Origin of the sequence: Dyella silvae (assembly GCF_026421305.1) — a bacterium.
Classification (GTDB): domain Bacteria; phylum Pseudomonadota; class Gammaproteobacteria; order Xanthomonadales; family Rhodanobacteraceae; genus Dyella; species Dyella silvae.
The window spans coordinates 490,787-515,978 of record NZ_JAPJBQ010000002.1; the positions used below are offsets into that span (position 1 = coordinate 490,787).

21 protein-coding genes are annotated in these 25,192 nt (G+C 59.6%); 9 read left to right on the forward strand and 12 right to left on the reverse strand.

Going from position 1 to position 25,192, the window contains the following annotated elements:
- Positions 1-55: 55 nt before the first annotated feature.
- Both OQE56_RS06430 and pilB read right to left on the reverse strand, forming a co-directional pair.
- Entirely contained in the window at positions 56-1,324 is a 1,269-nt protein-coding gene (locus tag OQE56_RS06430) for a type II secretion system F family protein (protein ID WP_323748558.1), read from the reverse strand.
- 161 nt (positions 1,325-1,485) lie between these two features.
- Positions 1,486-3,210: a type IV-A pilus assembly ATPase PilB gene (pilB, locus tag OQE56_RS06435; protein ID WP_267222667.1), complete on the reverse strand. Its 1,725-nt coding sequence runs from the start codon at positions 3,208-3,210 to the stop codon at positions 1,486-1,488.
- A 137-nt stretch (positions 3,211-3,347) separates the two neighbouring features.
- Here pilB and OQE56_RS06440 point away from each other — a divergent pair, with 137 nt between their 5' ends.
- The 8 genes from OQE56_RS06440 (at position 3,348) to OQE56_RS06475 (ending at position 9,690) form a co-directional block, all read left to right on the forward strand.
- Positions 3,348-4,181 carry a DegT/DnrJ/EryC1/StrS family aminotransferase gene (locus OQE56_RS06440; RefSeq protein WP_267222669.1) on the forward strand — a complete coding sequence of 278 codons (834 nt, stop codon included), beginning with the start codon at positions 3,348-3,350 and terminating at the stop codon, positions 4,179-4,181.
- Positions 4,181-4,267: a hypothetical protein gene (locus tag OQE56_RS06445; protein WP_267223390.1), complete on the forward strand. Its 87-nt coding sequence runs from the start codon at positions 4,181-4,183 to the stop codon at positions 4,265-4,267. Before OQE56_RS06440 ends, OQE56_RS06445 begins: the two co-directional genes overlap by 1 nt.
- An 83-nt stretch (positions 4,268-4,350) precedes the next feature.
- On the forward strand, positions 4,351-4,623 hold the full coding sequence (locus OQE56_RS06450; protein WP_267222671.1) for a DegT/DnrJ/EryC1/StrS family aminotransferase: 273 nt from the start codon (positions 4,351-4,353) through the stop codon (positions 4,621-4,623).
- A 102-nt stretch (positions 4,624-4,725) separates the two neighbouring features.
- Positions 4,726-5,580 carry a glycosyltransferase family 2 protein gene (locus OQE56_RS06455; protein WP_267222674.1) on the forward strand — a complete coding sequence of 285 codons (855 nt, stop codon included), beginning with the start codon at positions 4,726-4,728 and terminating at the stop codon, positions 5,578-5,580.
- A gap of 34 nt (positions 5,581-5,614) precedes the next feature.
- Positions 5,615-6,787 carry a glycosyltransferase family 4 protein gene (locus OQE56_RS06460; RefSeq protein WP_267223391.1) on the forward strand — a complete coding sequence of 391 codons (1,173 nt, stop codon included), beginning with the start codon at positions 5,615-5,617 and terminating at the stop codon, positions 6,785-6,787.
- Between the two features lie 62 nt (positions 6,788-6,849).
- Positions 6,850-7,821 (forward strand): glycosyltransferase family 4 protein, encoded by a 972-nt coding sequence (locus OQE56_RS06465; protein WP_267222676.1) that lies wholly within the window; start codon positions 6,850-6,852, stop codon positions 7,819-7,821.
- A 166-nt stretch (positions 7,822-7,987) separates the two neighbouring features.
- Positions 7,988-8,830 (forward strand): class I SAM-dependent methyltransferase, encoded by an 843-nt coding sequence (locus OQE56_RS06470; protein ID WP_267222678.1) that lies wholly within the window; start codon positions 7,988-7,990, stop codon positions 8,828-8,830.
- Positions 8,830-9,690: a glycosyltransferase gene (locus tag OQE56_RS06475; RefSeq protein ID WP_267222679.1), complete on the forward strand. Its 861-nt coding sequence runs from the start codon at positions 8,830-8,832 to the stop codon at positions 9,688-9,690. The genes OQE56_RS06470 and OQE56_RS06475 overlap by 1 nt, the downstream gene beginning before the upstream one ends.
- Positions 9,691-9,694: 4 nt before the next feature.
- Here the strand turns inward: OQE56_RS06475 and OQE56_RS06480 are convergent, their stop codons facing one another.
- The 4 genes from OQE56_RS06480 to tfpZ form a co-directional block, all read right to left on the reverse strand.
- Positions 9,695-10,927: a lipopolysaccharide biosynthesis protein gene (locus OQE56_RS06480; protein WP_267222681.1), complete on the reverse strand. Its 1,233-nt coding sequence runs from the start codon at positions 10,925-10,927 to the stop codon at positions 9,695-9,697.
- Positions 10,924-12,861 (reverse strand): hypothetical protein, encoded by a 1,938-nt coding sequence (locus tag OQE56_RS06485; RefSeq protein WP_267222683.1) that lies wholly within the window; start codon positions 12,859-12,861, stop codon positions 10,924-10,926. Before OQE56_RS06485 ends, OQE56_RS06480 begins: the two co-directional genes overlap by 4 nt.
- A 189-nt stretch (positions 12,862-13,050) precedes the next feature.
- Positions 13,051-13,572 carry a pilin gene (locus OQE56_RS06490; RefSeq protein WP_323748559.1) on the reverse strand — a complete coding sequence of 174 codons (522 nt, stop codon included), beginning with the start codon at positions 13,570-13,572 and terminating at the stop codon, positions 13,051-13,053.
- 339 nt (positions 13,573-13,911) lie between these two features.
- Complete coding sequence (gene tfpZ / locus OQE56_RS06500; protein ID WP_323748560.1) at positions 13,912-14,688, reverse strand: TfpX/TfpZ family type IV pilin accessory protein; 777 nt, start codon at positions 14,686-14,688, stop codon at positions 13,912-13,914.
- 274 nt (positions 14,689-14,962) lie between these two features.
- Here tfpZ and OQE56_RS06505 point away from each other — a divergent pair, with 274 nt between their 5' ends.
- Positions 14,963-17,041 carry a S9 family peptidase gene (locus OQE56_RS06505; RefSeq protein WP_267222687.1) on the forward strand — a complete coding sequence of 693 codons (2,079 nt, stop codon included), beginning with the start codon at positions 14,963-14,965 and terminating at the stop codon, positions 17,039-17,041.
- Positions 17,042-17,103: 62 nt separating this feature from the next.
- On the opposite strand, the gene OQE56_RS06510 is transcribed toward OQE56_RS06505, so the two are convergent.
- From OQE56_RS06510 to OQE56_RS06535, 6 genes are all read right to left on the reverse strand, one after another.
- On the reverse strand, positions 17,104-18,120 hold the full coding sequence (locus tag OQE56_RS06510; protein ID WP_267222689.1) for a magnesium and cobalt transport protein CorA: 1,017 nt from the start codon (positions 18,118-18,120) through the stop codon (positions 17,104-17,106).
- Positions 18,121-18,166: 46 nt separating this feature from the next.
- Entirely contained in the window at positions 18,167-19,387 is a 1,221-nt protein-coding gene (locus OQE56_RS06515; protein ID WP_267222691.1) for a lipoprotein N-acyltransferase Lnb domain-containing protein, read from the reverse strand.
- Positions 19,388-19,446: 59 nt separating this feature from the next.
- On the reverse strand, positions 19,447-20,295 hold the full coding sequence (locus tag OQE56_RS06520) for a CorC family transporter (RefSeq protein WP_267222693.1): 849 nt from the start codon (positions 20,293-20,295) through the stop codon (positions 19,447-19,449).
- Positions 20,296-20,436: 141 nt separating this feature from the next.
- Positions 20,437-21,942 carry an efflux transporter outer membrane subunit gene (locus OQE56_RS06525; RefSeq protein ID WP_267222695.1) on the reverse strand — a complete coding sequence of 502 codons (1,506 nt, stop codon included), beginning with the start codon at positions 21,940-21,942 and terminating at the stop codon, positions 20,437-20,439.
- Positions 21,943-21,956: 14 nt separating this feature from the next.
- The gene (locus OQE56_RS06530; RefSeq protein WP_267222697.1) at positions 21,957-23,930 is read right to left on the reverse strand and encodes a glycosyltransferase; all 1,974 of its coding nucleotides are present in this window, start codon (positions 23,928-23,930) and stop codon (positions 21,957-21,959) included.
- Positions 23,927-25,189 (reverse strand): hypothetical protein, encoded by a 1,263-nt coding sequence (locus OQE56_RS06535; protein WP_267222699.1) that lies wholly within the window; start codon positions 25,187-25,189, stop codon positions 23,927-23,929. Before OQE56_RS06535 ends, OQE56_RS06530 begins: the two co-directional genes overlap by 4 nt.
- Positions 25,190-25,192 lie beyond the last annotated feature (3 nt).

A 25,192-nucleotide genomic window follows, 5' to 3' on the forward strand; every position in this document is an offset into this window, starting at 1 on the left:
CCTGAAACGATAAAAGCCCCTCTCCCGGTGGGAGAGGGGCTTGATAAATTAGCAATTAAACTGTGCCGCCCAGCTTGAAGATCGGCAGATACAGCGAAATCACCATGCCGCCCACCAGTACACCGAGGATCACCATGATCATGGGTTCAAGCAATGTGGACAGGGTGTCGACGGCGTTGTTGACCTCTTCCTCGTAAAACTCGGCGACCTTGAACAACATGTGGTCGAGCGCACCGGACTCTTCGCCGATGGCGGTCATCTGCACCACCATGTTGGGAAACAGGCCGGTCTGGCGCATGGCAAGCTGGAGCTGATGGCCGACGGAAACGTCGTCACGCATCTGCCTCACTGCGTCGCCGTAGACGATGCTGCCGGTAGCGCCAGCAACGGCATCCATGGCCTCCACCAGCGGAACGCCGGCTTTAAACGTTACGCCCAGCGTACGCGCAAAACGAGCAATGGCAGAGTTTCGGAGAATGTTGCCGATCACCGGGAACTTCAGCATGAGGCGATCAAGGAAGTGTGCAAACTTGATTGACCGATTCTTGCCCATCACCAGTGCAACCACACTAATGACGACACTGCCGACCACAAGCCACCAATAGGACTTCATGAACTCGGAAGCACTAATGACGATCTGCGTTGGGGCCGGGAGTTCGGCGCCAGCATCCTTAAAGACCTGAGCGAAAACCGGGACGACAAAAAGCAGCAGAATCATGCTGACCACAAACGCCACAACGAGCACCATGATTGGATAGAACAGGGCTTTTTTAATCTTGGCCTTGAGGCCCTCGGTGCGTTCTTTATACGTAGCTACCGTGTCAAGTACGGTATCGAGAACGCCGGCGGATTCACCTGCGTGCACAAGGTTGCGATAGAGCTCGTCGAACTGGACCGGGTATTTGCCCAACGCTTCATGCAGTGCGGCGCCGCCTTCGATTGTCTGTTTGACGTCGACAAGCATGTTCTTGAAGCGGACATTTTTCTGGCCGTCAGCGATGATGTCGAAAGACTGCACCATGGGTACGCCCGATGCCATCATGGTGGCGATCTGGCGGCTGAAAATCGCCACATCGCGCGCCTTGACTGCACTACCAGTAGACCCGAACAGGGGTTTGCCGCGTTCCCGTACTGTTTGCGGGTTCATACCCTGGCGACGAAGCTCAGCTTTTACCAGCGAAGCGTTCTTTGCGGGCATTTCGCCTTTCATTCGCTTGCCACGCTTGTCGAGCGCGACCCAGTCGTACATGGTCAGCCTGCTGACTTCCGCGCGCTGAGCGGCAAGTTTGGATGTTTTCTTAGCGGTGGCGGTGGCCGTGGCCATTGCATTTCCCCCTGCTCGTCCGGTCGGGTCGCCTCAGGATGGCGACTGCCTCAACATTTTTGTAGCTTAAGCCATTCTCCCGAGTCAGTTCGTGGCACCGGACGCAACTCCGGTGTGACGAACCCCTCCTTCGACGGGTCAAGGGCTCAACGGTAAGGTCTTTAATCCTTGGTGACGCGGTCGATTTCAGCCAAGCTGGTGACGCCCTTCTTGACCTTGAGCAACGCGGATGCGCGCAAGTCATTAACACCGGCCTTGCGCGCTACCTCTGCGATCTGCAGAGCATTGCCGCCTTGCAGGATAATCTTCTGGATATCCTCCAACATTGGCATTACCTGATAGATACCAACGCGACCCTTGTAGCCCTCGTTACAGCTGCCACAGCCTACTGCTTCATAAAGGGTGAGGCCGGCATCGATCTCCGCTTGGGTAAAGCCCGCCGCCAGAAGTGTTTGGGGGGGCAGCTCCATCGGCTTTTTGCAGTCATGGAGACGGCGCGCGAGTCGCTGTGCAATAACCAGGGTGACTGAAGACGTAATGTTATAGGGCGCAATGCCCATGTTCATCAGGCGCGAGACGGTCTGGGGAGCGTCGTTGGTATGCAAGGTGGACAGCACCATGTGGCCGGTTTGCGCCGCCTTGATGGCAATTTCGGCCGTTTCCAGGTCGCGGATTTCGCCCACCATGATCACGTCCGGGTCCTGGCGCAGGAATGAGCGAAGCGCGGCGGCGAAGGTCATGCCGCGCTTTACGTTCTGCTGCACCTGATTGATGCCCTCGACGCGAATTTCCACCGGGTCCTCGACCGTCGAGATATTGCGCTCGGCGGTGTTGAGGATATTGAGCGCCGTATAGAGCGACACGGTTTTACCCGAGCCGGTAGGGCCGGTGACCAGCACCATGCCGTATGGCTTGTGGATCGCCTCCAGATACAGCTGCTTCTGCGCATCCTCATAGCCAAGCGCATCGATGCCTAGCTTGGCAGCTGAGCCATCCAGAATACGCAGCACGATTTTCTCACCAAACAGCGTTGGCAGCGTGCTGACGCGGAAATCCACCGCGCGGCTCTTGGATAGATTCAATTTGATACGGCCGTCCTGTGGCACGCGACGTTCCGCAATGTCCAGGCCTGACATAACTTTGATACGCGAGGAGATACGTGAGGCCAGCTTCATCGGGGGGCTGGCCACGGCACGCAGCATGCCGTCCATGCGCAGGCGCACGCGGTACTGCGTCTCGAACGGCTCGAAATGAATGTCCGAGGCGCCGCGCTTGATAGCATCCACCAGAATCTTGTTGACGAACTTGACTACAGGCGCATCGTCGTTCGAGTTGGCATCAATGCCGGTTGACTCGGCTTCTTCGTCACCGCCACCATCCAGCACCAAGTCATCGAGATCGCCGCTACCCAGGTCGGGAACGGTGTTGCTCATGGTGTTGAGCGTACTTTCTATAGTGCGCATCAACTGGCCGCGCTCAACCAGAATCGGTTCCACCATACAGTTGGAGTGGAACTTGATCTCATCGAGCGCGTGCGACTGCATCGGATCGGCGATGCCGACAAACAGGCGCTTGCCTCGCTTGAAGAGAGGTAGCGCGTGGTGCTTGTTGATCAGCGCCTCACTGATCAGGTTCACCGGCATCAAGCCGGGCGCAAGGCTGCCCACATCCATCATCGGCATGCCGAACTCATCGGAGGCGATGCGGGTGAGGCGAGCGCTATCCACCAGATTGTGGTCAAGCAGCCAGGGGATAAGGGCGGCCTTATTCTGCAGCGAGTCTGCCACTGCTTTGCGCACGTCGGCCTCGGGCAAAACATCTTCCGACACCAACCTGCGCGCCATGCCCGTCAGGCCCGCGAGCGAAGGTTGCATTAGCGTTGACATAGCGATACTGGCCCAGCCCCCTGATTGAACGGGAATTTACCCCAGTTGAACGGGTTGGTCACGCGGTGGCGACAGGGGAGGCCCCCAGGGGTGACGAGGTGCACAAATCTTTTTCGCTACCGGTGCCGCATCATGGCATGCAACAGCCGTGCCTCCATGCCCTGAAGCATGGACTTAGTGCCCCTGTTGGGATAGAAGAGCCTGCTCTAAAGGGAGATTCTGGCCCCTCGACGAACGCAGAGAGCGTCCGGCCCTTTCTGGTTTTTGGCGCGCTGCGTATCGAAGAGGCTGAGATAGCGGGAGTCGAGGCCTGCCTGCGTTCAGGTTGGCTGGGCACGGGGCCGCGAATAGCGCAGTTCGAACAGAATTTTGCCACCTGGAGGGGGGGAGCGTCCTCGCGCGTTGCTGCCGCCAACTCCTGTACGGCGGCTTTGCACGTCAGCATGGTGGCGGCGGTCCTAGAACCGGGTAGCGAGGTCATCGCCACCCCGCTTACCTTCTGTACCACGGTCAACGCCATCATGCATGCCGGACTGATTCCGGTGCTCGACGACGTGGATTCGGTCACCCAGAACATCGATCCGGCTGCTATTGAAGCGGCCATTACCTCACGTATGCCGGCCATTCTTCCTGTGCACTTCGCGGGGCGCTCCTGCGCCATGGACAAGATCATGGCAATTGCACAGCGCCATGGCCTCATGGTGATCGAGGATTGTGCCCACGCCATCGAGACCGAGTTCCGTGGCAAGCACGTTGGTACCTTCGGTGATTTTGGCTTCTACAGCTTCTATGCCACCAAAAACGTGGTGACGGGCGAGGGTGGCATGATCCTGGGGCGCGACGAAGAGCGTATCGCCCGGGCGCTTATCCTGGCCCTCCGCGGCATGAATAAAGACGCTTGGCGCCGTTTCAGCGATAAGGGGTGCCGGCATTACCAGGTGTGGTCGAGGGCGGCCTCAAATACAACATGATGGATCTACAGGCGGCCATCGGTATCGATCAGCTGGCGTGTGTCGAGCAAGACTGGAGGTGTCGCCGGGAGCTTTGGCAGCGCTAAGACGAGGCGCTCGCCAAGCTGCCAGTGGAGTTGCCAGCTGCTCCGGAGCCTGATCGCGCCACAGGAATCACCTCTACACGTTAATGATTGACAAGGCGCATGGTGGCTCGGAGCGAGACGCGTTTCTCGAGGCGATGAATGTGGCCCGGTTCGGTGCCGGGGTTCACTACCTTCCGTTGCATGAGCACCCATTCTACCAGGAGCGATTTGGCTGGCGTCCGGAACAATGGCCCCATGCTATGCGCGTTGGACGCCAGACCGTCAGCCTGCCGCTGTCCCCAGCGATTTCAGGTGACGATGCAGGCCATGTCATAGGTGCTGTTAGATCGGTTATCGGACGCCAGAGGCGGAGCTAGGTTCTATCAGAGAGGCTGGCTTTTCCTTGGGTGTTGCCTGATGAGTAGCCTTGTTGCGACATACATCGGGTTATCATGCCAATCCATTCTTGGAACACGCCCTTGAATCGTCTAAGCATCATTCTTCCTGCAAAAAACGAGGGGGCAGCCCTCAAAGAGCTCCTGCCGCGTATCCGTTCCGCCCAGCCTGGCGCGGAAATCATCGTTGTGGATGACGGTTCGACCGACGATACCGTTGCCATCTGTGAAATGGCTGGGGTCAAGTGCCTCTCATCGCCCTATTCAATGGGTAACGGTGCGGCAATCAAGCGTGGTGCTCGGGCCGCTGGTGGCGAACTCTTTGTATTTATGGATGGAGACGGTCAGCACGATCCGGTGGATATTGCTCGTTTGCTGGAGCGTCTTAATGAGGGGTACGACATGGTCGTCGGCGCACGCGATTGGGATAGTCAAGCGGGCGTGGGGCGTGGAGTTGCCAATACCATCTACAACTGGTTGGCCACGCGCATGACCGGGCATCGGGTTGCAGACCTTACATCCGGTTATCGCGCAGTAAAAGCTGATAAATTTCGGGAATTCCTGCATCTGTTGCCTAATGGGTTTTCGTACCCGACGACGAGCACCATGGCGTTCTTTCGCAGCGCATATGGAGTGGCCTACGTACCCATCAAGGCAGCTCAGCGCGTCGGAAAAAGTCACATTAAGCCATTGAAGGACGGTGTGCGCTTCTTGCTGATTATTTTCAAGATCGCCACGCTCTATTCGCCACTAAAGTTGTTTGCACCGGCAAGTGCGCTTTTTTTTCTACTAGGCTGCTGCAACTACTTGCGAACGTTCCTGACGTATGGCCGTTTGACCAACGGAAGTGCCCTGCTATGGAGCGCGGCGGTGATCATTTTTCTGATCGGCCTTGTGTCAGAGCAGATAACGTCACTCACCTATCGCCGGAATGACTGAGCAGGGGTCAACGTGCGAGCGGCCGCGCTTGCTGGTGCTGACGTCAACCTATCCGCGCTGGAGCGGAGATCCCGAACCGGGTTTCGTACACGAATTGGCGCGACGGCTCACCGACAGATTCGATGTGCACGTGATTGGACCGCATGCTCCAGGTGCCAAAAATCGCGAAACGCTCGACGGAGTGGTTGTGCATCGTTACCGCTACGCACCTAGAGCTTGGGAAACCTTGGTCAACGATGGTGGCATGCTTGCAAACATTAAGCGGTCACCCTGGAAATGGCTGCTGGTGCCTGGGTTCCTGCTTGGACAGTGGTACGCGGTGCGCAAGGCAGTGCGCAGCTACCGTCCGCACGTGGTACACGCGCATTGGATGTTGCCGCAGGGCTTGATTGCTGCGATTGCCTTACGTGACGTGCCATGGGTCGTAACCTCGCATGGCGCCGATCTGTACGGTTTACGGGGTCGATGGTTCGCCCGTATGCGCCGCTGGGTGCTGGGGCGTGCAGCTATTGTTACCTTGGTTAGCGAGGCGATGCGTGTCCGCCTGCTGACAGAATCCTCCGGGGTCAAGACGGCGGTTATGCCGATGGGAGTGGATACAGATAGCCGCTTTACTCCGGGCGGGAAAGGGCGCAACCCCAATGAACTGCTGTTTGTGGGGCGTTTGGTGGAGAAGAAGGGGCTTCACCACCTGCTGCACGCATTACCTCAAATCCTTGTTGAGCATCCGAAGGCACGACTGACTATCGTGGGTTTTGGCCCCGAGGAGCAGCGATTGCGGCAAATTACCCGTGATCTCACATTGGAACAGCACGTTCAGTTTGTCGGCGCTTTGCCACAGGAAGCGTTGGCCGATCATTATCGGCGCGCTTGCCTGTTTGTTGCGCCCTTTATCGAAGCCGGTAGTGGTGACCAAGAAGGTTTGGGATTGGTTGTGGCTGAAGCCATGGCATGTGCATGCCCTGTCGTTGTGGGTGACGTGCCTGCAGTGCACGATTTAACGGGTGCTGCGGGCGGAGTATCTGTTGATGCGACGAATCACTCGGCGCTCGCCAATACGATCAACCACCTACTGAGGGATTCAGCTGAGCGTTCAAGACTCGGAATGTCGGGAAGACTGCGTGCAGAACAGCTATTCTCTTGGCGAAAGGCCAGTGATCAATATGCGGATTTGTTGTCTGCACTAGTCAAGAAACGGGCCTCATGACACGGCGCACGCTCAGGGTTTGGTTGCCTTGCCTGCGTGCGGGTAGTGGCGCAGACGTCTTCATGATGCGCCTTGCCGAGGGCTTGGCGCGTGCGGGACACGATCCACAGCTACAGTGGTTTGACCGGGCCTATGAATGGAAACCCTGGAAGCTGCGAGATGTCCAGGCGCCAGTGGGCACGGATCTGGTCCACGCCGGCAGCTGGCAGGGTTTCGCATTCAGACGTGAAGACATCCCTCTGGTGGTTACGGAACACCAGTACATTCGTCATCCTGAATTCCTTCCCCACCGAGGAAGGCTTCAGACGGTTTATCACAACTTATTCGTGAGTCAGTGTGTAGAACGCTCCTATCGTGCCGCCGATACCATAGTCGCGGTCAGCGAGCATGCCGCGCGGGCCATGCGCCGCAACCTCCAGCACCCGGTTCACGTGATTCACAATTGGGTCGATACCAAGGCTTATTCGCCAGCCCAACCCGTGCCTCGAGTTGCGGGTAGGCCCTTTCGATTGCTGTTTGTTGGCAATCCGTCGCGGTGGAAAGGGGCGGATGTTCTTCCGGAGCTGGCGGTAAGGCTCGGGAGTGAGTTCGACATTCAATGCCTTGGTGGCCTGCGCCACTCCTTTGACGCACGAGAGCTACCCCCATCCATGCGTCTGCTATCGAGAGTTAGCCCCGAGGAGATGCCTGCGGTCTATCAAGGGGTTGATGCGGTGCTTGTACCGACGCGTTATGAGGCATTTGGCTATGTGGCCGTCGAGGCTATGGCGTGCGGATTGCCTGTGCTCGGTTTCGATAGCACTGGTACAGCAGAAGTATGCATTCATGGTGAAACGGCGTTGCTTGCGCGGATGAATGATGTCGTTCAGCTGGCTGCCTACGCTCGCATGCTCTTGGCTGACACGTCGCTTTGCGCGCGTCTTGGTGAGGCGGGACGTCAGCGCGTTGTAGCCCACTTCTGTGAAGAGCGTGCAATGGCGGCGTACATCTCGCTTTACCTTGAGCTGATCAAAGGGCGGCCGCGACGTGACTGAGCCTATCGCTACGTATTGGGCAGCCAGTGAGCTGGAGTCGGTGAAGTCCTGCCCCGCTTGCTGTTCGGCGCGGCGTACCCCGGCCTACCGGGGGTTGCGCGACCATCTGGAAGATGTCTCCGGGGAGTGGTCCATGTGGAGGTGCCTTGAATGCGGAAGCCTCTATTTGGATACACGTCCAAAGCGTGAGGCCATAGGCAAGGCCTATGCCTCATACCATACACATGCAGATGGCCAAGCGAGCTACGCGACAGACAACGGAACGTCTTTGTTGTGGCGCATATCAAACGGTTACATGAATGCTCGCTTCGGTGCCATGCGAAAACCTTCGGTTGCCACTGGTCGTTGCGTAATGCCCTGGCTACCCCCTCTGCGTCAGCAGCTGGACTACTTCTATCGCCACTTGCCCTCCAGGCGGGGGCGGTTACTTGATGTGGGGTGTGGCAACGGCGTTTTCCTGTTGCGCGCAAAAGCGGCCGGCTGGCTGGTGCAAGGTGTAGAACCAGATCCTATTGCCGCCGAAGCCGCGCGCGGCGCTGGGCTCAGCGTATTCAACGGCACATTGGACGCGTTCGACACATCGGCCCAGTTTGATGCCATCACGTCATCGCATGTGATTGAGCATGTGCACGAACCACGGGCATTCGTCAGTCAGCTTTTTGATCGGCTTCGGCCCGGTGGCTTTGTATGGCTGGCCACACCCAATGCGACTAGCCTCGGCCATCGACGATATGGTGAAGCCTGGCGGGGCCTTGAACCGCCACGACACATTACTGTGCTGACGCCGAAAGCATTGCGGGCCCTGCTGCTGGGGGCCGGCTTCACCTCTGTAAGGGCGCATCGGCGCGGGCGTGGCTCGCGCTACATATTGCAGACTTCTGCAGAGCTTTCGTGTCGCATGGGCAGGCAGGTGCCACCATTATCTCACTGGTGGGTCGATGGATTGGCGACAATCAGTCCGTACCTCTCTGAAGAATTGGTCATGTCCGCACGCAAGGAATCGGACTGATGGAGCGCGCCACCATTGCAGGCGTTCTCCTGAATTACCGGGACGCCGCGCGTAGCATCATTTGTATTCGATCCTTGTTCGCTCAAGATATTTTCCATATCGTGGTGTGGGACAACTCAGCGGACGGTGGCGAATCAGCCGCACAGATTCGCGTCGCTTTTGATGCTGATCCACGAGTGATCATTGAGATCAGTCCAGCGAATCTCGGGTTTGGCGCTGGCGTGAACCGCGCGCTTCAGGCTTGCATGCGTCAGTTTGATGCCGCATGGGTAGTCCTCATTAACAATGATGCCACCTTGCGGAATGGGGCCGTCAAAGCGTTGATGCAAGCTTCAAGGGAGCATCCCGATGCTGTGCTTATCAGCATGGATATCCAGCACGCCGGACATAGGCAGGGGCGGCTGCACTACCAGCGCTGGACTGGGCTTCAGTTTGCTCACGCCGTCCTCGGGTCTTTCCCCTATGCCAGCGGTTGCTGTTTGTGGCTGGATGTGAAACGGACACCATCACCGCTGTTCGATGAAAGTTTCTTCATGTACGGCGAAGACTGTGAGCTGGCATGGCGCGTGTCGAAGGACCCCGGTGCGTGGGTGCATTTGTCCAAGTTGCTTGTGAATCACGAAGGTTCGGCAAGCAGCGGGCTTGGCTCGCTCTTTTACGAGACGCAGGTGGTGGTCGCGCACCTGCTGCTGGCGCGCAAACTCGCGCGCAACTTCTTCGAGATGAGTCTCTTTACGATGCTGCGGGTTCCCGTTCTGATGACCAGAGCGGCGGTGCGGAGCATGCGCTATAGGTCGTGGACTCCATGGCATGCATTGCAGCGCGGGGTAAGTATCGCCTGGTGCCAGCGGCGGATCTGACAGATCAAGCGCCACGTCTAATGTGGCGATTGACAAGGGTTAGTCCGAGTACACACATCGCAGCTTCGGCCAAGATGACGGCCACGACCAGGCCTAGTACACCCATGAAATGGGTAAAAGCCAGCATGCCGATCAGCAGCAGCGCAACGCCGCAAAGTTCGAAGCTAACACGCTCAAGCGGATGGCCAAGTGAAATCAGCACACTTCCTGCGGCGAGCCGTAGTGACAAGAAGGGTGCAGTCACTGCCATCCATGGCATCAGTTGCGCGGTAGGCAAGTAGCCATCACCAAACAATTGCGGTAGAAGCGGGCTGGCCGCGGCCAGCACTGCGCCACTCAGTGCGCCCCAGGTCAAAGCAAGCAAGAAAATGGTTCTTACAAGCCTACGGGATGCATTGGTCTGTTCGTGGGCGTGGCGAAACAGTCGAGGCTGCGCCGTCAACAACATGGCCAGCACCGGCATAACGAGTGCCCCCATAACACGCGAGCCGGCAATATAGATGCCTGCATCCATGGCCCCGACCTGGCGCACAGCCATGATCTTATCCAGCTCAGTGGGATTGGCAGAGACAATAAGCATGGCTGCATAGGAGCTCCCCTCTTTGAGCTCATTTGCGGTCGCCGTGCGCGGTTGCCAATCCAGGCGAATATGCCGGCGGGTGATGACCCAGCCAAACAGTGCACCTAATACGGATGCCAGAAACTGAAGCATCACGTAAGCGGATAGCCGCTCTGATGAAGGGAGCAAGAAACAAGGGACGGCCACCATGACGCGCAAGCCGAGAGGCAACCATTGCACGAATTGACTCGTCGGCACACGCTCGCCCGCTTGCAGAGCGAAGCTGAAAAGCATCGTAAAAGGCGTTGCGAGAAGCTCAGTGGTGCCGATATACAGCAGGATCGGCCATGCCAATAGCCCCTGCGCAAGCCAGTGTCCACAAATGACGTACGCTGCCAACAGGGTGGTACCCAACACCGCGGTCAATGGCCACGCATAGCGCCACAAGTCTGCTGTTGCGTTGATGTCACGCGAACCCTTCTTCAGCAGCAGATAGCCACTCCCCAGGTTGGGCAGCGTGCCCATTACCACGGCGAGTGCAGCGGCGGACGCAAAGTGGCCGTAGGTCTGGGGTCCAAACAGCCGCGTGAGCAACACGAGGCTGCCGGCCTGAGTAGCTAGTCGTAGGGCCAGCACCGCAGCCGTCCACAGACTCCCCTTCATCAACTGGACAATCATGGCGAGCTTTGCCCGGGCGATGTATCGCTATCTATCTGTCTGTGTAACGTATCGATCTGCGAATCCAGATGGCCGCCCACGTTCAGGCGCTCAAGTTGTTCAAGGCGGTTTTGAGCTTCCTCATGCTCGCCTCTCGCAAGCAACATGTGGATCAACGTCACCAGGTACGCTGGTTCATGAGGTGCGCCGTCAGCGGCACGCGTTTGTAGTTCAACGCCTAACGATTGATCATCCACAACGTTCCACGCGTACTCGGCATACGTAGACAGCAAGCGCGGGCTCGGATTGGTATGACTCATTGCCGCTTCGAACGTAGTCTGCATGCGATCCGGTGGGAGTTTGCACTGGCCGTGCTCGGCACATTGGACCAAAGCGGCAAGCGAGCTTTCGTCTTGCACGCCGGGGCGTTGCGCGCGGAGTTTGACATCCATGCTTTCCCACCATGCTTCTTTCAGCGGCAGGCTCATGCGCGAATTCATGAAGATCAATGCTTGTTGCGGAAGGATCGATGATTTTGGGAGTGCGGCTGCGCGTTCCAGCGGAGCGTAGGCAAGCTGTGTATAGGGTGACGACGGATCGTTCTTCGAGTAAATGATGTACGTGCGACCTAATTCATACTGCGCACGAGGTGAGTGAGGGGCTCGCTCGGCGAGCATCAGGGCTAATCGTAGAGGCTCGCCCCAAGCGAAGGCGGTAGTTGCGGTAAGACCAGTCCACCAGAGCAAAAGCGCAGTCATCAGGGCGACGCTGGCGCGGTGTGCCATTGCCGATTGTTGGGTGCTCCTGTCGAATAAGAGCGAAACCAAAGCCAACATCAGGCCAAAACTGGCGAAATAGTTACGGTGCTCATACACCAGCTCCAACGGAAGTATGGTGCCAGTCAACAAATGACAGCCCAGAAATAGCGCGATACCTAGCGCAGCGGCAGGTCGCCGCTTGTGCAGCCAAAGGGCGACCGTCGCTAGCGCGATCAGGGTGCACAGGCTTGCCGCAGTCGACCAGGGTGAAAACAGGCCATTGGAAATCGGGTAGTCGTCGTAATAAAACGAAAGCGAATGGGGGAGCGGAAGCAGGGTCCAGTTGATGTAGTCGGTAACGACGCGTGCTTCGGTGAGCAAGCGCGTGCCCATGTTGAAATCTCTCGTTGCCCATGCTTCCGGGCGCGTCAGGCTCGGTATCAGCCAGGCAAGGCCGAGCGCCATGGGTAGCGCTAGTACAACGACGAACAGCGTGACAATGCGCCAATCCTTGTCATGCTTATCTTGTCGGAGGAACCCAAACAGCATGTATTCCGTCAGTAGCGCGTACAGCGGCAGCATGACGGCGGTTTCCTTGGCCAGCGCACCGATCGCGGTTGGAAGCGTGATGCTTGCCGCGGTTAAGCTCAGCCATCTCCAGTTCGAGTCGCCGGCGAGCATGCGTCGTCGCCCTGCGACATAGCCGAGCAACCCAAGCATGACAAACAGATTTGCCATGCTCTCCATGCGCTGCACAACGTAGAGTACCGATGTCACATTGATTGGCAGCAATAGCCAGCTTGTAGCTACAAGAACGGCTAATAGCCCGATGGTTTTCTCATTAGGCTCTTTGGCGGTGGCACGAAACACGGCCAGGGCGAGCAGATAGGCCAGCACGCCGTTGAGCAGATGAATGACCAGATTGGTCTGCTTCATCCAAAACGGATCAAGGCCGCTGGCAAGAAAGTTGGCTGCAAACGAAAGAGATGCCAGCGGGCGTTTGAAGTCGCTGGCGGGGGAAGAAAGTGCGGCACCGATCAGCGAGCTGATATCGCCGGATGCCGGTTGCACGCCATGGTTGTCGACAATGTTCGGATAATCGTCGAATAGCCAGCCGCCATATAGCCCAGGCCAGTAAATGCTGGCGGTAGTAACTAGCGCCAAGGTCAGCAGGAGTCTGCTCAGGCGTCGTGTCATGGGGGCAGGCGTCACGATGTCGAAGTGATGGCGAGAGTTCCTGGCAGCTTACCTCTTCATGTCCTTTAGCCCATAGATAAGCGTGTGGCGCCGATGTGTTTCGGAGTCGTTCGGTGCCTCCATGGGCAAGGCAAAAAAAGAAGCCGCCCGAGGGCGGCTTCTTCAAACACTGCTTTCGTGCTACTCGAATTAGGAGCGGCAGTTGGCGGGAACGAACTTGTAGTTGGCGGCCACGGCATTCGCATCGCAACCCCACACAACCGGCTGACCAGCCAGCATCGGACCGGTCGGCAGGCCGGTGGTGGCAACGATCGTGCCGCTACCCGGGGTCAGGTGAAGCACCATGCCCGGAACCGGGAACGTCGCAGCGTAGGTGACGGTGATCTGACCATCGGTCGCAGCAGGAGTCGCGGCAGTGGCGGCAATGGCGATGCTTTGTACATTGCTGGTGGAGGTGAATTCATAGCCGTAGGAGCCCTGGGCGGCAGCACCGGTGCCGGCGTAAGCAACGATGGCGGTACCGAAGTTGCTGGACACCGTCTCGGACACAGCGAGCTTTGCCGCGTCAGCCAGCACAATGCCTTCCGAAACCTTGGCGCGGGTGGTGTAGTTCTGGTACTGCGGGATCGCGATAGCGGCCAAGATCGCGATGATCGCCACGACGATCATCAGTTCGATCAGGGTAAAGCCCTTCTGGATGGTCTTCTTCATGGTAGTTCCTCTGTTGATTAGCTAACCGGTATTGCCCCCTGAGCCCCGGTCCCGTTTCCCCCTAGGCGGGAACGGACCCCCTTACAGCGGTCTGGAACGACCAGGAAGCTCGCGACACTTGCAGCATCATGCATGCCACGCATGCCACTCTAAGGTCCCCGTTGTTATCCGGGTGCATGGATTGTGCATACGGTCACGATGGCGAGCAAGCAAGCTGGCCGCGGCATTGCTCAGTACTGTGGGGTGGATCGCAGGTTCATTTGCCCTGGCGTCGTGCACAGGCAAAAAGTGACGTGGTGCGTCACTTTTTGCCTGTGCCGCCTGCCGCTTTTGGTCTTGCTACCACGGATTGGCGGAAACGACCGCAACAGGCCGATGCGTTTGGGTACTCAAGATTGCGGCAAAATCTGCCTTGCGTGTTTGTAGGGGGACGTAGACCAGCGAATCACCCCGCTCCTTGGCCTTGTCAGTCAGTTGCTGGAGATCTGCTTGCTGTGCTGCCTCGATGCCCTTTAGCTTGCTAAGCGGGTGAGCATGCCGGAGTAGGGATTGCGACACCTGATCGTAGGCCACGTAGTACTTAGGCAGGTGGTCGATGTCGTTGCCACCAGACGATGCCTGCATCACGACACTGGGGGCGTCAGCGGCATTCGGCTGCGCGCCGACAAGTTTAGGTCCGGTCCAGGATCGACGGCGAAACTCGGGTGTCTTGCCTTTCTCAAGATCCGCATCGGAAAGCTCGTTGGCGGACACCACCACTAGCCGGTCTACCGCTGCCACGACATAGATCGGTCTGGCTTGGCAGATGACGCTCAAGCCATAGGCAAATGCCGCTACCTGCAACAGACCGATGATGGTCAGGTCAATGCGTAGCATTCGCTTCGACTTGGTTGCACTGAAAGCCACCAACGTCAGTAGTGGCCCCATGACCACATCCACGCCCATGATCAGAAGCATCAGGGTAGAGGCTCCCGCAGCGACGAAGTACGGCGGGGGGAACCAAAGCAAATAGAGCAAAGCGGCTGTGCAAAGTGCCGTAAAGACGCTGATTGCCAAATGGATGCTGGCGGCCTCCCAGCGGGACATGGAGCGAAGAGTGGCGGTGGTTGTTGGCATGGCTAGTCGGTTGGGGGCGAGAGTGGCGCTTGATATCGAGCGCTAGCGGCATTTTCAGCTCGAAGTGTGCCATTCGTTCATTGGCATGTCTTGGTTTACTGGGCGTGCTGCAGGTCACGTGATGGCGGTCACAACTTGTCCGGAAAGGAAATGAGCCTTACGGCCCCCACCTTCGGTCATCGTGGGCAAGCGGGGACATACGGCACCGTACCTTGCATCACCATGGGATGCCCCTTACCGTCAACGCTTTCGTAGCACCCAGGGACTCCCTTCGATGAAACCGTTGTTTGCCGCGCTGGCGCTTGCGCTAGCCACCACCTCCGCCGTGGCGGCTGAGGTCGAAACCCGTGGCCCGCATCCCTTCACTATTCGCGATCTGGTAATGATGGATCGGGTCAGCGACCCTCAGCTGTCGCCGGATGGCCATTACGCGCTCTATGCCGTGCGCGCTACCGATTACGCGGCCAACAAGGGAGTGACCGCTATCTACCTGCTTGATCTGGATAAGGGTGGCCTGCCGGTGAAGGTGGTCGACAAGGCGTCGTCGCCGCGCTGGGCGCCGGATGGCAAGGCTTTCTATTACGTGGCAGACAAGGATGGCGTGTCGCAGCTGTGGCGTCGTCCGCTGGGTCCGTCGGGGCAAGCCGTCCAGGTGACGCATGCACCTGTCGATGTGGATGGCTACAAGGTGTCGCCCGACGGCAAGAAGGTGCTGCTGACCTTTGGCGTGTTCACCGATTGCGCTGATCTCGCCTGCAACAAGGAGCGCCTGGATGGTCGCGCCGCGGACAAGGCGTCGGGCACGGTCTACGACAAGCTCTTCGTGCGCCATTGGGACACCTGGGCCGATGGGCGTCGCGCGCAGCTATTTATTGCCGATCTGGACGATGCCTCCGGGCAGCCGCAGTTGTTGACGCGCGGCATTGACGGCGATGTGCCGAGCAAGCCCTTCGGCGACGACGGCGAATTCAGTTTCTCTCCCGACGGCAAGACGGTGTATTTCGACGTGCGCATCGCGGGCAAGACGGAGCCGTGGTCGACCAACTTCGACGTGTATAGCGTGCCGGCCGATGGTTCGGCGGCACCGCATAACCTCACGGCAGCCAACCTGGCATGGGATGCGCTGCCGGTGCCGTCGCCCGATGGCAAGACGCTTTACTACATCGCCATGAAGACGCCGGTATCCGAGTCGGATCGCTTCGGCATCATGGCGCTGGATCTCGCCTCCGGGCAGAAGCGTGAAGTGGCGCCCGACTGGGATCGTTCCGCCGGCAACCTGCAGATCTCCGACGATGGCAAAACGCTCTATGCCACCGCCGACGACAATGGTCAGCACCCGTTGTTTGCTATCGATGCTGCCACTGGCAAAGTCACGACGCTCGTGACCGACGGTGACATCGGCGGTTTCTCGCTGGGCAAGTCGAGGCTGTTGGTGCAACGCGATGACCTGAATCATCCGTCGGATCTGTATGTGGCCGACCTGCAGGGCAAGGGCCTCAAGCAGGTCACGCACTACAATGCGGCGCGCCTGAAGAACACCCAGATGGGCGACCCGGAGTTCTTCACCTTCAAGGGTTGGAACAACGAAACCGTGCAGGGCTACGTGGTGAAGCCGGCCAACTACAAGGCCGGTCAGAAGTACCCTGTGGCCTTCATCATTCATGGTGGCCCGCAGGGTGCCATGAGCAATGGCTGGAGCTATCGCTGGAATCCGCAGACCTATGCCGGTCAGGGTTTTGCGGTGGTCACGATCAACTTCCATGGCTCAACCGGCTATGGCAAAGCATTCACGGACTCCATCTCGGGTGACTGGGGCGGCAAGCCGCTGGAAGATCTCAAGAAGGGCTGGAGCGCCGCGCTCGCCAAGTACAGCTTCCTCGATGGTGATCGCGCCTGTGCGCTCGGCGCCAGCTACGGCGGCTACATGACCTACTGGATCGCGGGCGTGTGGAACCAGCCGTGGAAGTGTCTGGTGGATCACGATGGCGTGTTCGATACGCGTGCGATGTATTACGACACCGAAGAACTGTGGTTCGAAGAGCGCGAGAACGCTGGTACCCAGTTTGAGCATCCGGAGAACTACGAGAAGTTCAACCCGCTCAACCACGTCAAGGATTGGCGCGTGCCGATGCTGGTGATCCATTCCGCCAAGGACTTCCGCATTCCGGATACGCAAGGCCTGGGTGCCTTCACGGCGCTGCAGCGTCGCGGCATTCCGAGCAAACTGTTGCACTTCCCGGATGAGAACCATTGGGTGCTCAAGCCGCAGAACAGCGTGCAGTGGCATGAGACGGTCAACGCATGGTTGAAGCAGTGGACTTCCACTGACGCGGCGAAGACGCCCGAAAAGTAAGCAGATACGAAAATGGCGGCCAAAGGGCCGCCATTTTTCTTCAGCTCACGTGTGGTGCAGGCTTATAGCCACTTTGACCGTTTGAGGAAGTAGTAGATGCTTCCGACCAGTGTCCCCACCACGCCGATAATCACCGGGTACGCCCACGGTTGAGCAAGTTCCGGCATGTGCGCGAAGTTCATGCCGTACCAGCTGGTGATCAGCGTGGGTGCGGCAAGCATGGCCGCGTAACCCGCCAAGCGCTTCATCACCTCGTTCTGCCCAAACGTCACCAGCGAAAGATTCACGTTGATGGCGGCAGCGAGCATTTCACGCATCGCGCTGATCGACTCGTTGACCCGGAAGACATGGTCATAGATATCGCGGAAATAAGCGCGAAGCTCATCGGGAATCAGTTGCGGATGCAGGCGCACCAGCTGACTGATGATGTCCTGTAGAGGCGCTGCGGCGAGCCGCAAGGTCATCAGATCGCGTTGCATGTCGTAAAGGCGGCGAACCGTGCTGCGTTTGAAGGTGTCGGAGAAGATGTCCTTCTCCAGCTCCTGCAGCTCCTCCCGGAAGTCGCGCACGATCGGCAATAGATTGTCGACAATGAAGTCGAGGACCCCGTAAAGCCCGTAGCTCGGCCCTAGTGCGAGCAACTCGGGCGAATGCTCGCACGTGCGCCGGGCGGGGGCATAGGAAAGCGAGGCACCGTGGCGAACAGTGACCAGGTAGCGGGCGCCAAGGAAAATGTGCGTCTCGCCAAAGGCAATGTGCCCGCCTACCAGCTGCGCGGTCTGCACCACTATGAAAAGCGAGTCGCCATAGGTCTCGATCTTGGTGCGTTGATGGGCGTGTTGCGCATCTTCGATGGCGAGATCGTGCAGATCGAACTCTTCCTGAATCTTGTCGAGCAGGGGAGCGTCCGGCTCGTGTAGCCCCACCCAGACGAAGGTATCTGGATGCTTCAGTACCTCGCTGATGTCGTCGAGGCTGATATCGCCAATGCGCTGCCCGTCGAAGCGATAGGCAACGCAATTGATCACCATGGAGTTGGACGGAGCGACAGTGGCGGGCGGTGAGGTGGTCATCTGCATGGCCGAATGATGCGCCCCGACGTGTGGCAGGGCAACGACACCTCAGTCATCTTGCCGTCCCGTGTGCAAAAGGTGCGCGTCTCAAACTCCACGTCAGCGCCAGCCAGCACGGCAGCGCAAACAAAATCCACGGCTGATTCTGCTGCACGACGCCGGGCAGCAGATGCAAAAGGATGGCGGCCAGTGCCGCCAGCATTTGCAGCGCGATCAGTAGGTCGATACGGCGAGAGACGGCTGCGCCGCGGCGGGTACGCCACACGGCGGCGATCAGCAGAAGCGCCAGCGGGTTGAACAGCAGCAGGTTGGCGTTGGCCCAGGCAGAGTGGTGAGTGGTCAGGGTCCACAGCACCAGCAAGGCGATGCCAACGAAGCCGGCGAGTACCAGATAAAGCGATCCAAGCAGCGCATATACCATGGGTGCGTAGCGGCGTGCGGCGATTAGCAAAATACCGAAGATCAAGCCGGCCAGCGCCAGCGGCAGGCGTAGATCCGGTGCCTGCGCGGGTGGCGGGTCGAGTCGATTGGGCGAGAGCAGCTGTTCATCCTGCACCAATGCGTGCGCGTTGCCTTGCGCATCGGTGATGGTGACGTGGCTGATTTCCGTCTGCAGCACCATTGGCAGGAAGCTTTCCTGCCAGGCATTGAGCGGCTGGTCGGCGTACGGTCCCAGGCCCAGATCGAGTATCAGCATCAGCCAGGCCTGTTGGCTCATCAGGCGGGCTGTCTGCTGGCGGTAGGTCATGCCGCCGGGCCTGTTTTCCAGTTGGTGTTTCACTACGCCGCCTAGCGCCTTGTCCAGCGCGTCGCGAACGCGCGTGGCGCAGTTCTGCGCGTAGTAGTCGTAGTCGTACCGGACGTTCTCAGGCTGCAGGTTCCACAGCAGGAAGTCGCGCAGATCCGAAGCCTGTGCCGGCGTGAATGTCAGGCGCTGCCGGGTCACGGAGCGGCCAACGTCCATGTAGTACTTCTGGTCCACCTCGGTGGTAGCGGCATCCATCAGGTAATGCATGCGTCCTGCGGCGAAGTGCAGCAGAAAGCCTTTTTCGTCGAAGTCGAACACGCCGTAGTTGAAGGTGACGGCTTCGCCGCTCACCACGTCGCGCAGTTCGATGGCGTCGTGCCCGAAGCGCTCCCAGTACGTGTCGCCGGGGCCGTAGGTGACCAGCGACACTTCCAGATTGGCGCCCGGCGCATTCGCCACGCCTGCCTGCGCACGTGGCGACCAGCCAAGTGCAAAGCACAGCAACAGCAGGGCGAGGCCGGCCATTATCCGCGGGAACCCTGTGGAAATAGCCGGTGACGGCTTCCTGCCCTGAAGGTGCACGATCAGCTTTCCTGCAGACGAGTCACGCGGAACGCCTGCACGCGGCGGTCGTCCGCTTCGGTTACGTGGAACAGGTAGTCGCCAATAGCGATCTCTTCACCCACTTCCGGCAGATGACCAAACTCGGACGTGCACATGCCGCCGACGGTGTCGAACTCTTCGTCGGAGAAATGCGCGCCGGTCTGCTCGTTGAAGTCGGCAATCGGGGTGAGGGCGCTGACGACCCAGCCACCGCCGGACTGCTCATGCATGAGCTTGGGTTCTTCCTCGTCGTCGTGCTCGTCGTCGATTTCGCCGACAATCTGCTCCAGCACGTCTTCGATGGTGATGAGGCCGGCCACGCCGCCGTATTCATCCACCACCAGCGCCATGTGATTGCGCGTATGGCGGAACTCGGCCAGCAGCACATTCAGGCGCATGGCCTCGGGAATGAGCACCGCGGGGCGCAGCACCGTGCTGATATCGAAATGGTTGCCGTCGCCGACGAATTTCAGCAGGTCTTTGGCAAGCAGGATGCCGAGAATGTCGTCCTTGTCTTCGCCATGGACGGGGAAACGCGAATGGCCGGATTCGACCACGGTGTCCAGGATCTCGCGCAGCGGCGCGTCGGCGGAGAGCATGACGATCTGGGCGCGCGGCACCATCACATCGTCCACGCTCAGCTCGGTGACCTTGATCGCACCCTCCACCATGGTGAGGGTGTCATTGGACATCAGGCCATTGGCCTGGGCGGTGCGCAGCTCATCAATGAGCTCTTTCCGGTTGCGCGGCTCGCCGGAAAACAGGTGGCCCAGTCGATCCCACCATTTGCGGTGGGCCGGGCCGCTGGTACTGCCAGGGTCCTCGTTCATTACTCGTGCGGATGCAGCCCGATCACGGGCGGAATGGTCAGTCTAGCGGAAAATTCGTGACGATTCAGGAACAAGGCGCCGACGGGCGATGGGCGGCACGCCAGACAGGCAGGCCCTCCAGTGGGGTGCCCGGCCCGGGAATTATCGGGGACTGGCGGTATCCGACCGGGGTAATGATGCCCGGGCGACTCCCGTGGCCTGGCCGCCGCTACCGTTCCAGCCGCCTCCGAGAGCCTTGTACAGGTTGACCTGATTGATGGCCTGATCGAGCTGCAGGCTGACCAGTTTCTGCTGTGCCGCGTACAGCGAACGCTGCGCGTCCTGGGTGGCGGTGTAGTCGTCCAGCCCTTCTTTAAAGCGCACCTGCGAAATGGTGTAGACGTGTTGCGACTGGTCGACCAATGCCTGCTGAGCCGTAAGCTGCGGTTCGATGTGGTCGCGTACGGCCAGGGCGTCGGCCACTTCGCGGAATGCCACCTGCACGGTCTGTTCGTACGCGGCAGTCACCCCGGCGTAACGCGCCTTGCTGGCAGACAGCTCGTTCTTGTTCTTTCCCCAGTCCAGTAGCGGCACGGCGGCGGCGGTGCCCGCGTTCCACGCCAGTGAGCCGGCGGAGAACAGGTTGGAGAGCCCGCCACTCAGGGAGCCGAGTGCGGCGGTGAGGACGATGTTGGGGAAGAAGGCGGCGCGCGCGCGGCCGATGTCCGCATTAGCCGCGCGCAATCGGTCTTCGGCGGCAATGATGTCCGGGCGGCGGTCGAGCAGCGACGAGGGCAGCCCCGCCGGTACGTCGGTCAGCAGGGGGGCTTGCCACTGGCTCGGCGTGGCGTAGCTGGCGGGCAGCGGTTGGCCGATCAGCACGGTCATGGCGTTGATGTCCCTCGCGACGCGGGTTTGCATGTCGGCGACATCCACTTGCGCCGTGTTCACCTGGGTCTGCGAGCGGCGCATATCGAACTCCGACACGCCGCCATCGTGGAAAGCTTTCTGCAGTATCTGTGCATACTGCTGCTGCGCGTCGAGCGTCTGCTGGGACAACTGCAGCAGTGCACGGTCAGCATTGAGCGCGAGATAGGCATTGGCCACCTCGCCGATCAGGGCGATGCGCACCGACTGGTAATCCGCGGCGCTGGCTTCTGCCATCTTGCCCGACTCCTTCACGGTGGAGCGTTGGCGGCCAAAGAAATCGAGTTCGTAATTGGTCAGGCCTGCCTGCACCTGAAAGGTATTGAAGGTGCTCGCGGTCTTGCGATTGTTCTGGATCGGTCCCAGCAGGCCATTGCTTGGTTGTTGGGTCATGCCGGGCAGACGCTGGCGCCCGGCGTAGCCCTGCAGATCAATCTCCGGGAACAGACTGGCGCGCGCGGCGCCGTAACCTGCGCGCGCCGCCGACATATTGGCAGCCGCTATGCGCAGATCGCGATTGTTGGCAAGCGCAATATCGATCAGCCGTTGCAGCACGGGGTCCTTGAAGAAATCACGCCAGTCCAGATCAGGCGCGATTGGTGTGTTCGCCGCGCCCGTGTTCTTGGCTTGCTCCGGGTAGCTATCCGCTACAGGCATGGTGGGCCGCTGATAGGTCGGCTCCAGCGTGCAGGCGGTCAACAGGACGGTCGCGAGTGAGGCGGCTAGCAAAGAGGGTTTCATGGCGGTCTCCGGAATCAGCGCGAAGGAGGAACGGGCAGGCCGGAGAGGCGTGCCAGGCTGAGGAAGGCGCGTAGCGGCCGCGCCGTGGTGGCGATGTTGTGTGGCGCGTGGCCGAAAAGGCGCTCGATCAGGCGGTGGCGCAACGTTTCATTGAGCTCAAATTGCAGGCACAACCGCCGCTTGCTGTGACGGGCCACGCGCGACGGCACCCAGCCCACGTCGGGAATCAACACGCTCAAGCGCTCGCCAGGGGAAGGCATGGCCGGGCTTCTCCGCAAGGCTGCTCCACTCAATGAGATATCGATGAATGCGGTGGTTTCCTCATGCGCTCCGAGTCGCCAACGGGCGACGCCCTGAAACGGAAAGCGCTCTTCGCCCCGGAGGCGAGGGAGATCCACACAGGCCAGGATGGCGGCCAGATTCAGCACGAGAGCGATCAGCGTCCACCCAAGGTTGAACACCGTGCCAGCGCTCATATCGGCGTGCATGACGGTATTCACCGCGCCCGCCTGCAGGCACAGCATCAGCGCAATGAAGAAGCCGGCGAGCTTCCAGTGCACCACGATCTTGCTGCGGTCCAGCCCCTTGGCGGTCACTTTGAACGGACGTCCAAATGGCCTGAAACACGCTGAAATGATGGTCATGGTCACGGCATACGCCGCAACCAGTTGGGTCACTTCGGTGAAGATCGGAAGCGTTTTTCGCTCGGTGATCCAGGGCCCGTAGAACCAGGAAGCGAGCAAGGCCGGCAGTCCATAGAAAAGAAACTGCTCAGGCGTGGTGTAGAACGCCGCAATGCCGAAATACCAGTACAGCACCGGGGCTATCAGCATCATCAGAAGGAACGGCTTGCCGAGCCAGTGCAACATGCCGTGGAAGTAGTGCAGGCGGTCCATCAGGGTGTAGCCCGGGCCACGCAGCGGGCCATCCCTGAGCAGGGCCACCTGCATCGTGCCGAGGCACCAGCGGCCGCGTTGATTGATGTACTCAATCAGGCCCTCGGCCGACAGGCCCACGGAAAGGCGCTCGTTGAGCCATCGTGTGATGTAGCCATTCCTGCGAAGCAGGTAGGTGGTGTGGATGTCCTCGCACACGCTGTCGGTGGGGAAGCCGCCAGCGCTGGTAATCGCCTTGCGCGAAACCACAAACGACGTGCCCACGCAAAAAGCCGAATCCCATGCGTCGCGCGATGGCTGAAACACGTCGAAGAACACGCGCTGCTCATCGACCCAGCTGTCGGTCGTGCCCAGGTTGTGCTGAATTGGATCGGCGTTGTAGTAGAACTGCGGCGTCTGTACCAGCGCGACGTTGGGGTCGGCAAACAGGCCAAGCACGCGATAGAGAATGTTTTTTTGCGGTGCGAAATCCGCATCCAGCACCAGGATGTAAGGAGAGTTGGTGCGCGCAGACGATAGCTTCAGACCGTTGTTGAGATTGCCCGCCTTGGCGTGGCTATTGTCGGGGCGGCGGGCGTAGTTCACACCGAGTTTTTCACATTGATCACGCAACCAGTCCCGGCGTGTATCGTCCAGCACCCACACGTGGACATGCGGATAGTCGATGGCCTTGGCGGCAACAATGGTTTTCTCCAGGATTTGCCAGTCCTCGTTATAGGTGGCGATAAACACGTCGACTGCCGGCACCCGGTTGCCGGCGGCCCGCAAGCGCGCCTCGCCGGCATCGGCTTGCGGGCGGTTATCACGGCGACGCACCATCACGACGATGGCCACGAGCGTGTAGGTGATGGAGATCATTTCGAAGGCGTAGAACACGTAAGCCCACACGCTGGCGAAGCCGTGCGTGGCATCTGGCAAGGTGTTGCTGGTCCGCCAAAGCGCATAGCGCAGCAGCAAGCCGCCCGAAAAGATCCCGAAAACCATGCGATCAAACGGGCGATGCGAGTTGGCGAAACAGGCCAGTCCTGCGCCGAGCAGTAAGGTCAGCGCGACGACCTCAAGCATCGTCGCGTGGTCGAAAGGAAAATTCATGGCGCTTGCTCCGCGTGAGGGATAGGGCGTCCCGTGAATGGGTTCCAGCCTTTAGCGGCAAGCGCGGCCCATGCCGTCGCGCCGAGGTGGGGCTGGTGGTAGTAGAAAAAGTCCGCGTAGGTGGAGCTCGGGCCGATCGCAAAATCAGTGCTGATGCGCGCCTGAGGTGTGGCGAAGAGCATGCCGTTGGGGCTGCGCTGGGCTGCCAGCAATCGCCATAAGGTGTCGGGCACGGGCTTGCCGCTCGCCAACAGGGTCGTGGCGACCTGCGCGGTACCTTCCGTCCATACACCATCGGGCTGGCGCCGGTAGCCGTAGCCGTCGCCGCTTCGGTGTTGCGATTCGATCCATCGCCACACTTGATTCCATTCGGCCGGATGCGCGTCGAACGCAAGCAATGGCCAGACCTGGGCGTCGATTCCGGACTTGTCTCGCGAGAGCGTTTTGCCGTCATCCAGTGTGCCGACCAGAAAGCGGTGTTGGGTCGGGTCCCACATGGATCGCACAAAATCGCCCGAGATTTTTGCCTGTTGCATCAGCGTGGCGTCACCGGCGTCGCGACCCGCCCACGTGGCGGCGGCATAGATGTCCAGGTTGTGCTCGGTGGCTTTCCAGTGCTGCGCGCGCTGGGCGTTGTCGTAGCCGAACAGGCCACCTTCGTATGCCGCCGGCGCACTGCCCAGGGTGTGGGTTTGTATCCAGTGCAGCTGTGCTACGGCAGCGTCCAGATAGTGCCGGTCGTGGCTGCTGTCATAGACGGTCAGCAGCAGCAAGGCCGCCCATGCGGCATTACCGGTGGCGGTACCCACCTGATAAGGGTCCTGACTCCAGTAGTTTCCCTGGCTTTCCCAGTAGCCAGGCAGTTCGACCTTGTCATGGGCGACCGCGCCACCGCGATAGGCATTGCGCAGACGGCCGTCGTGAAAAGTGGGGTCGTGCGACGAAGCGAGCACGAATGCGTCAGCGATGCGCTTCGCCTGTGCGGGTTCTCCGCAGGCCGTGAGTGCGATTCCCGCCAAGGCGTTGTCGTAGACAAAGGCTACGTTTTCCAGCGCTCGTACTGAGCCCGGTTGGAGACCGGGGTAGCTTGGCAGCAGCATGGGCCCCTGTCCGGGAACAGCAGTGGCTGCAGAGTGCAGCGCGGCACAAGTGCCAGCGGCGAGCTGCTGCTGGATCGCATCGGCCGACCGCGCCGGGTGTGATGCGAACATGGACAGAAGCAATGCGGTGCCGGGGAGATAGTTTCGCCATGAAAACATGCG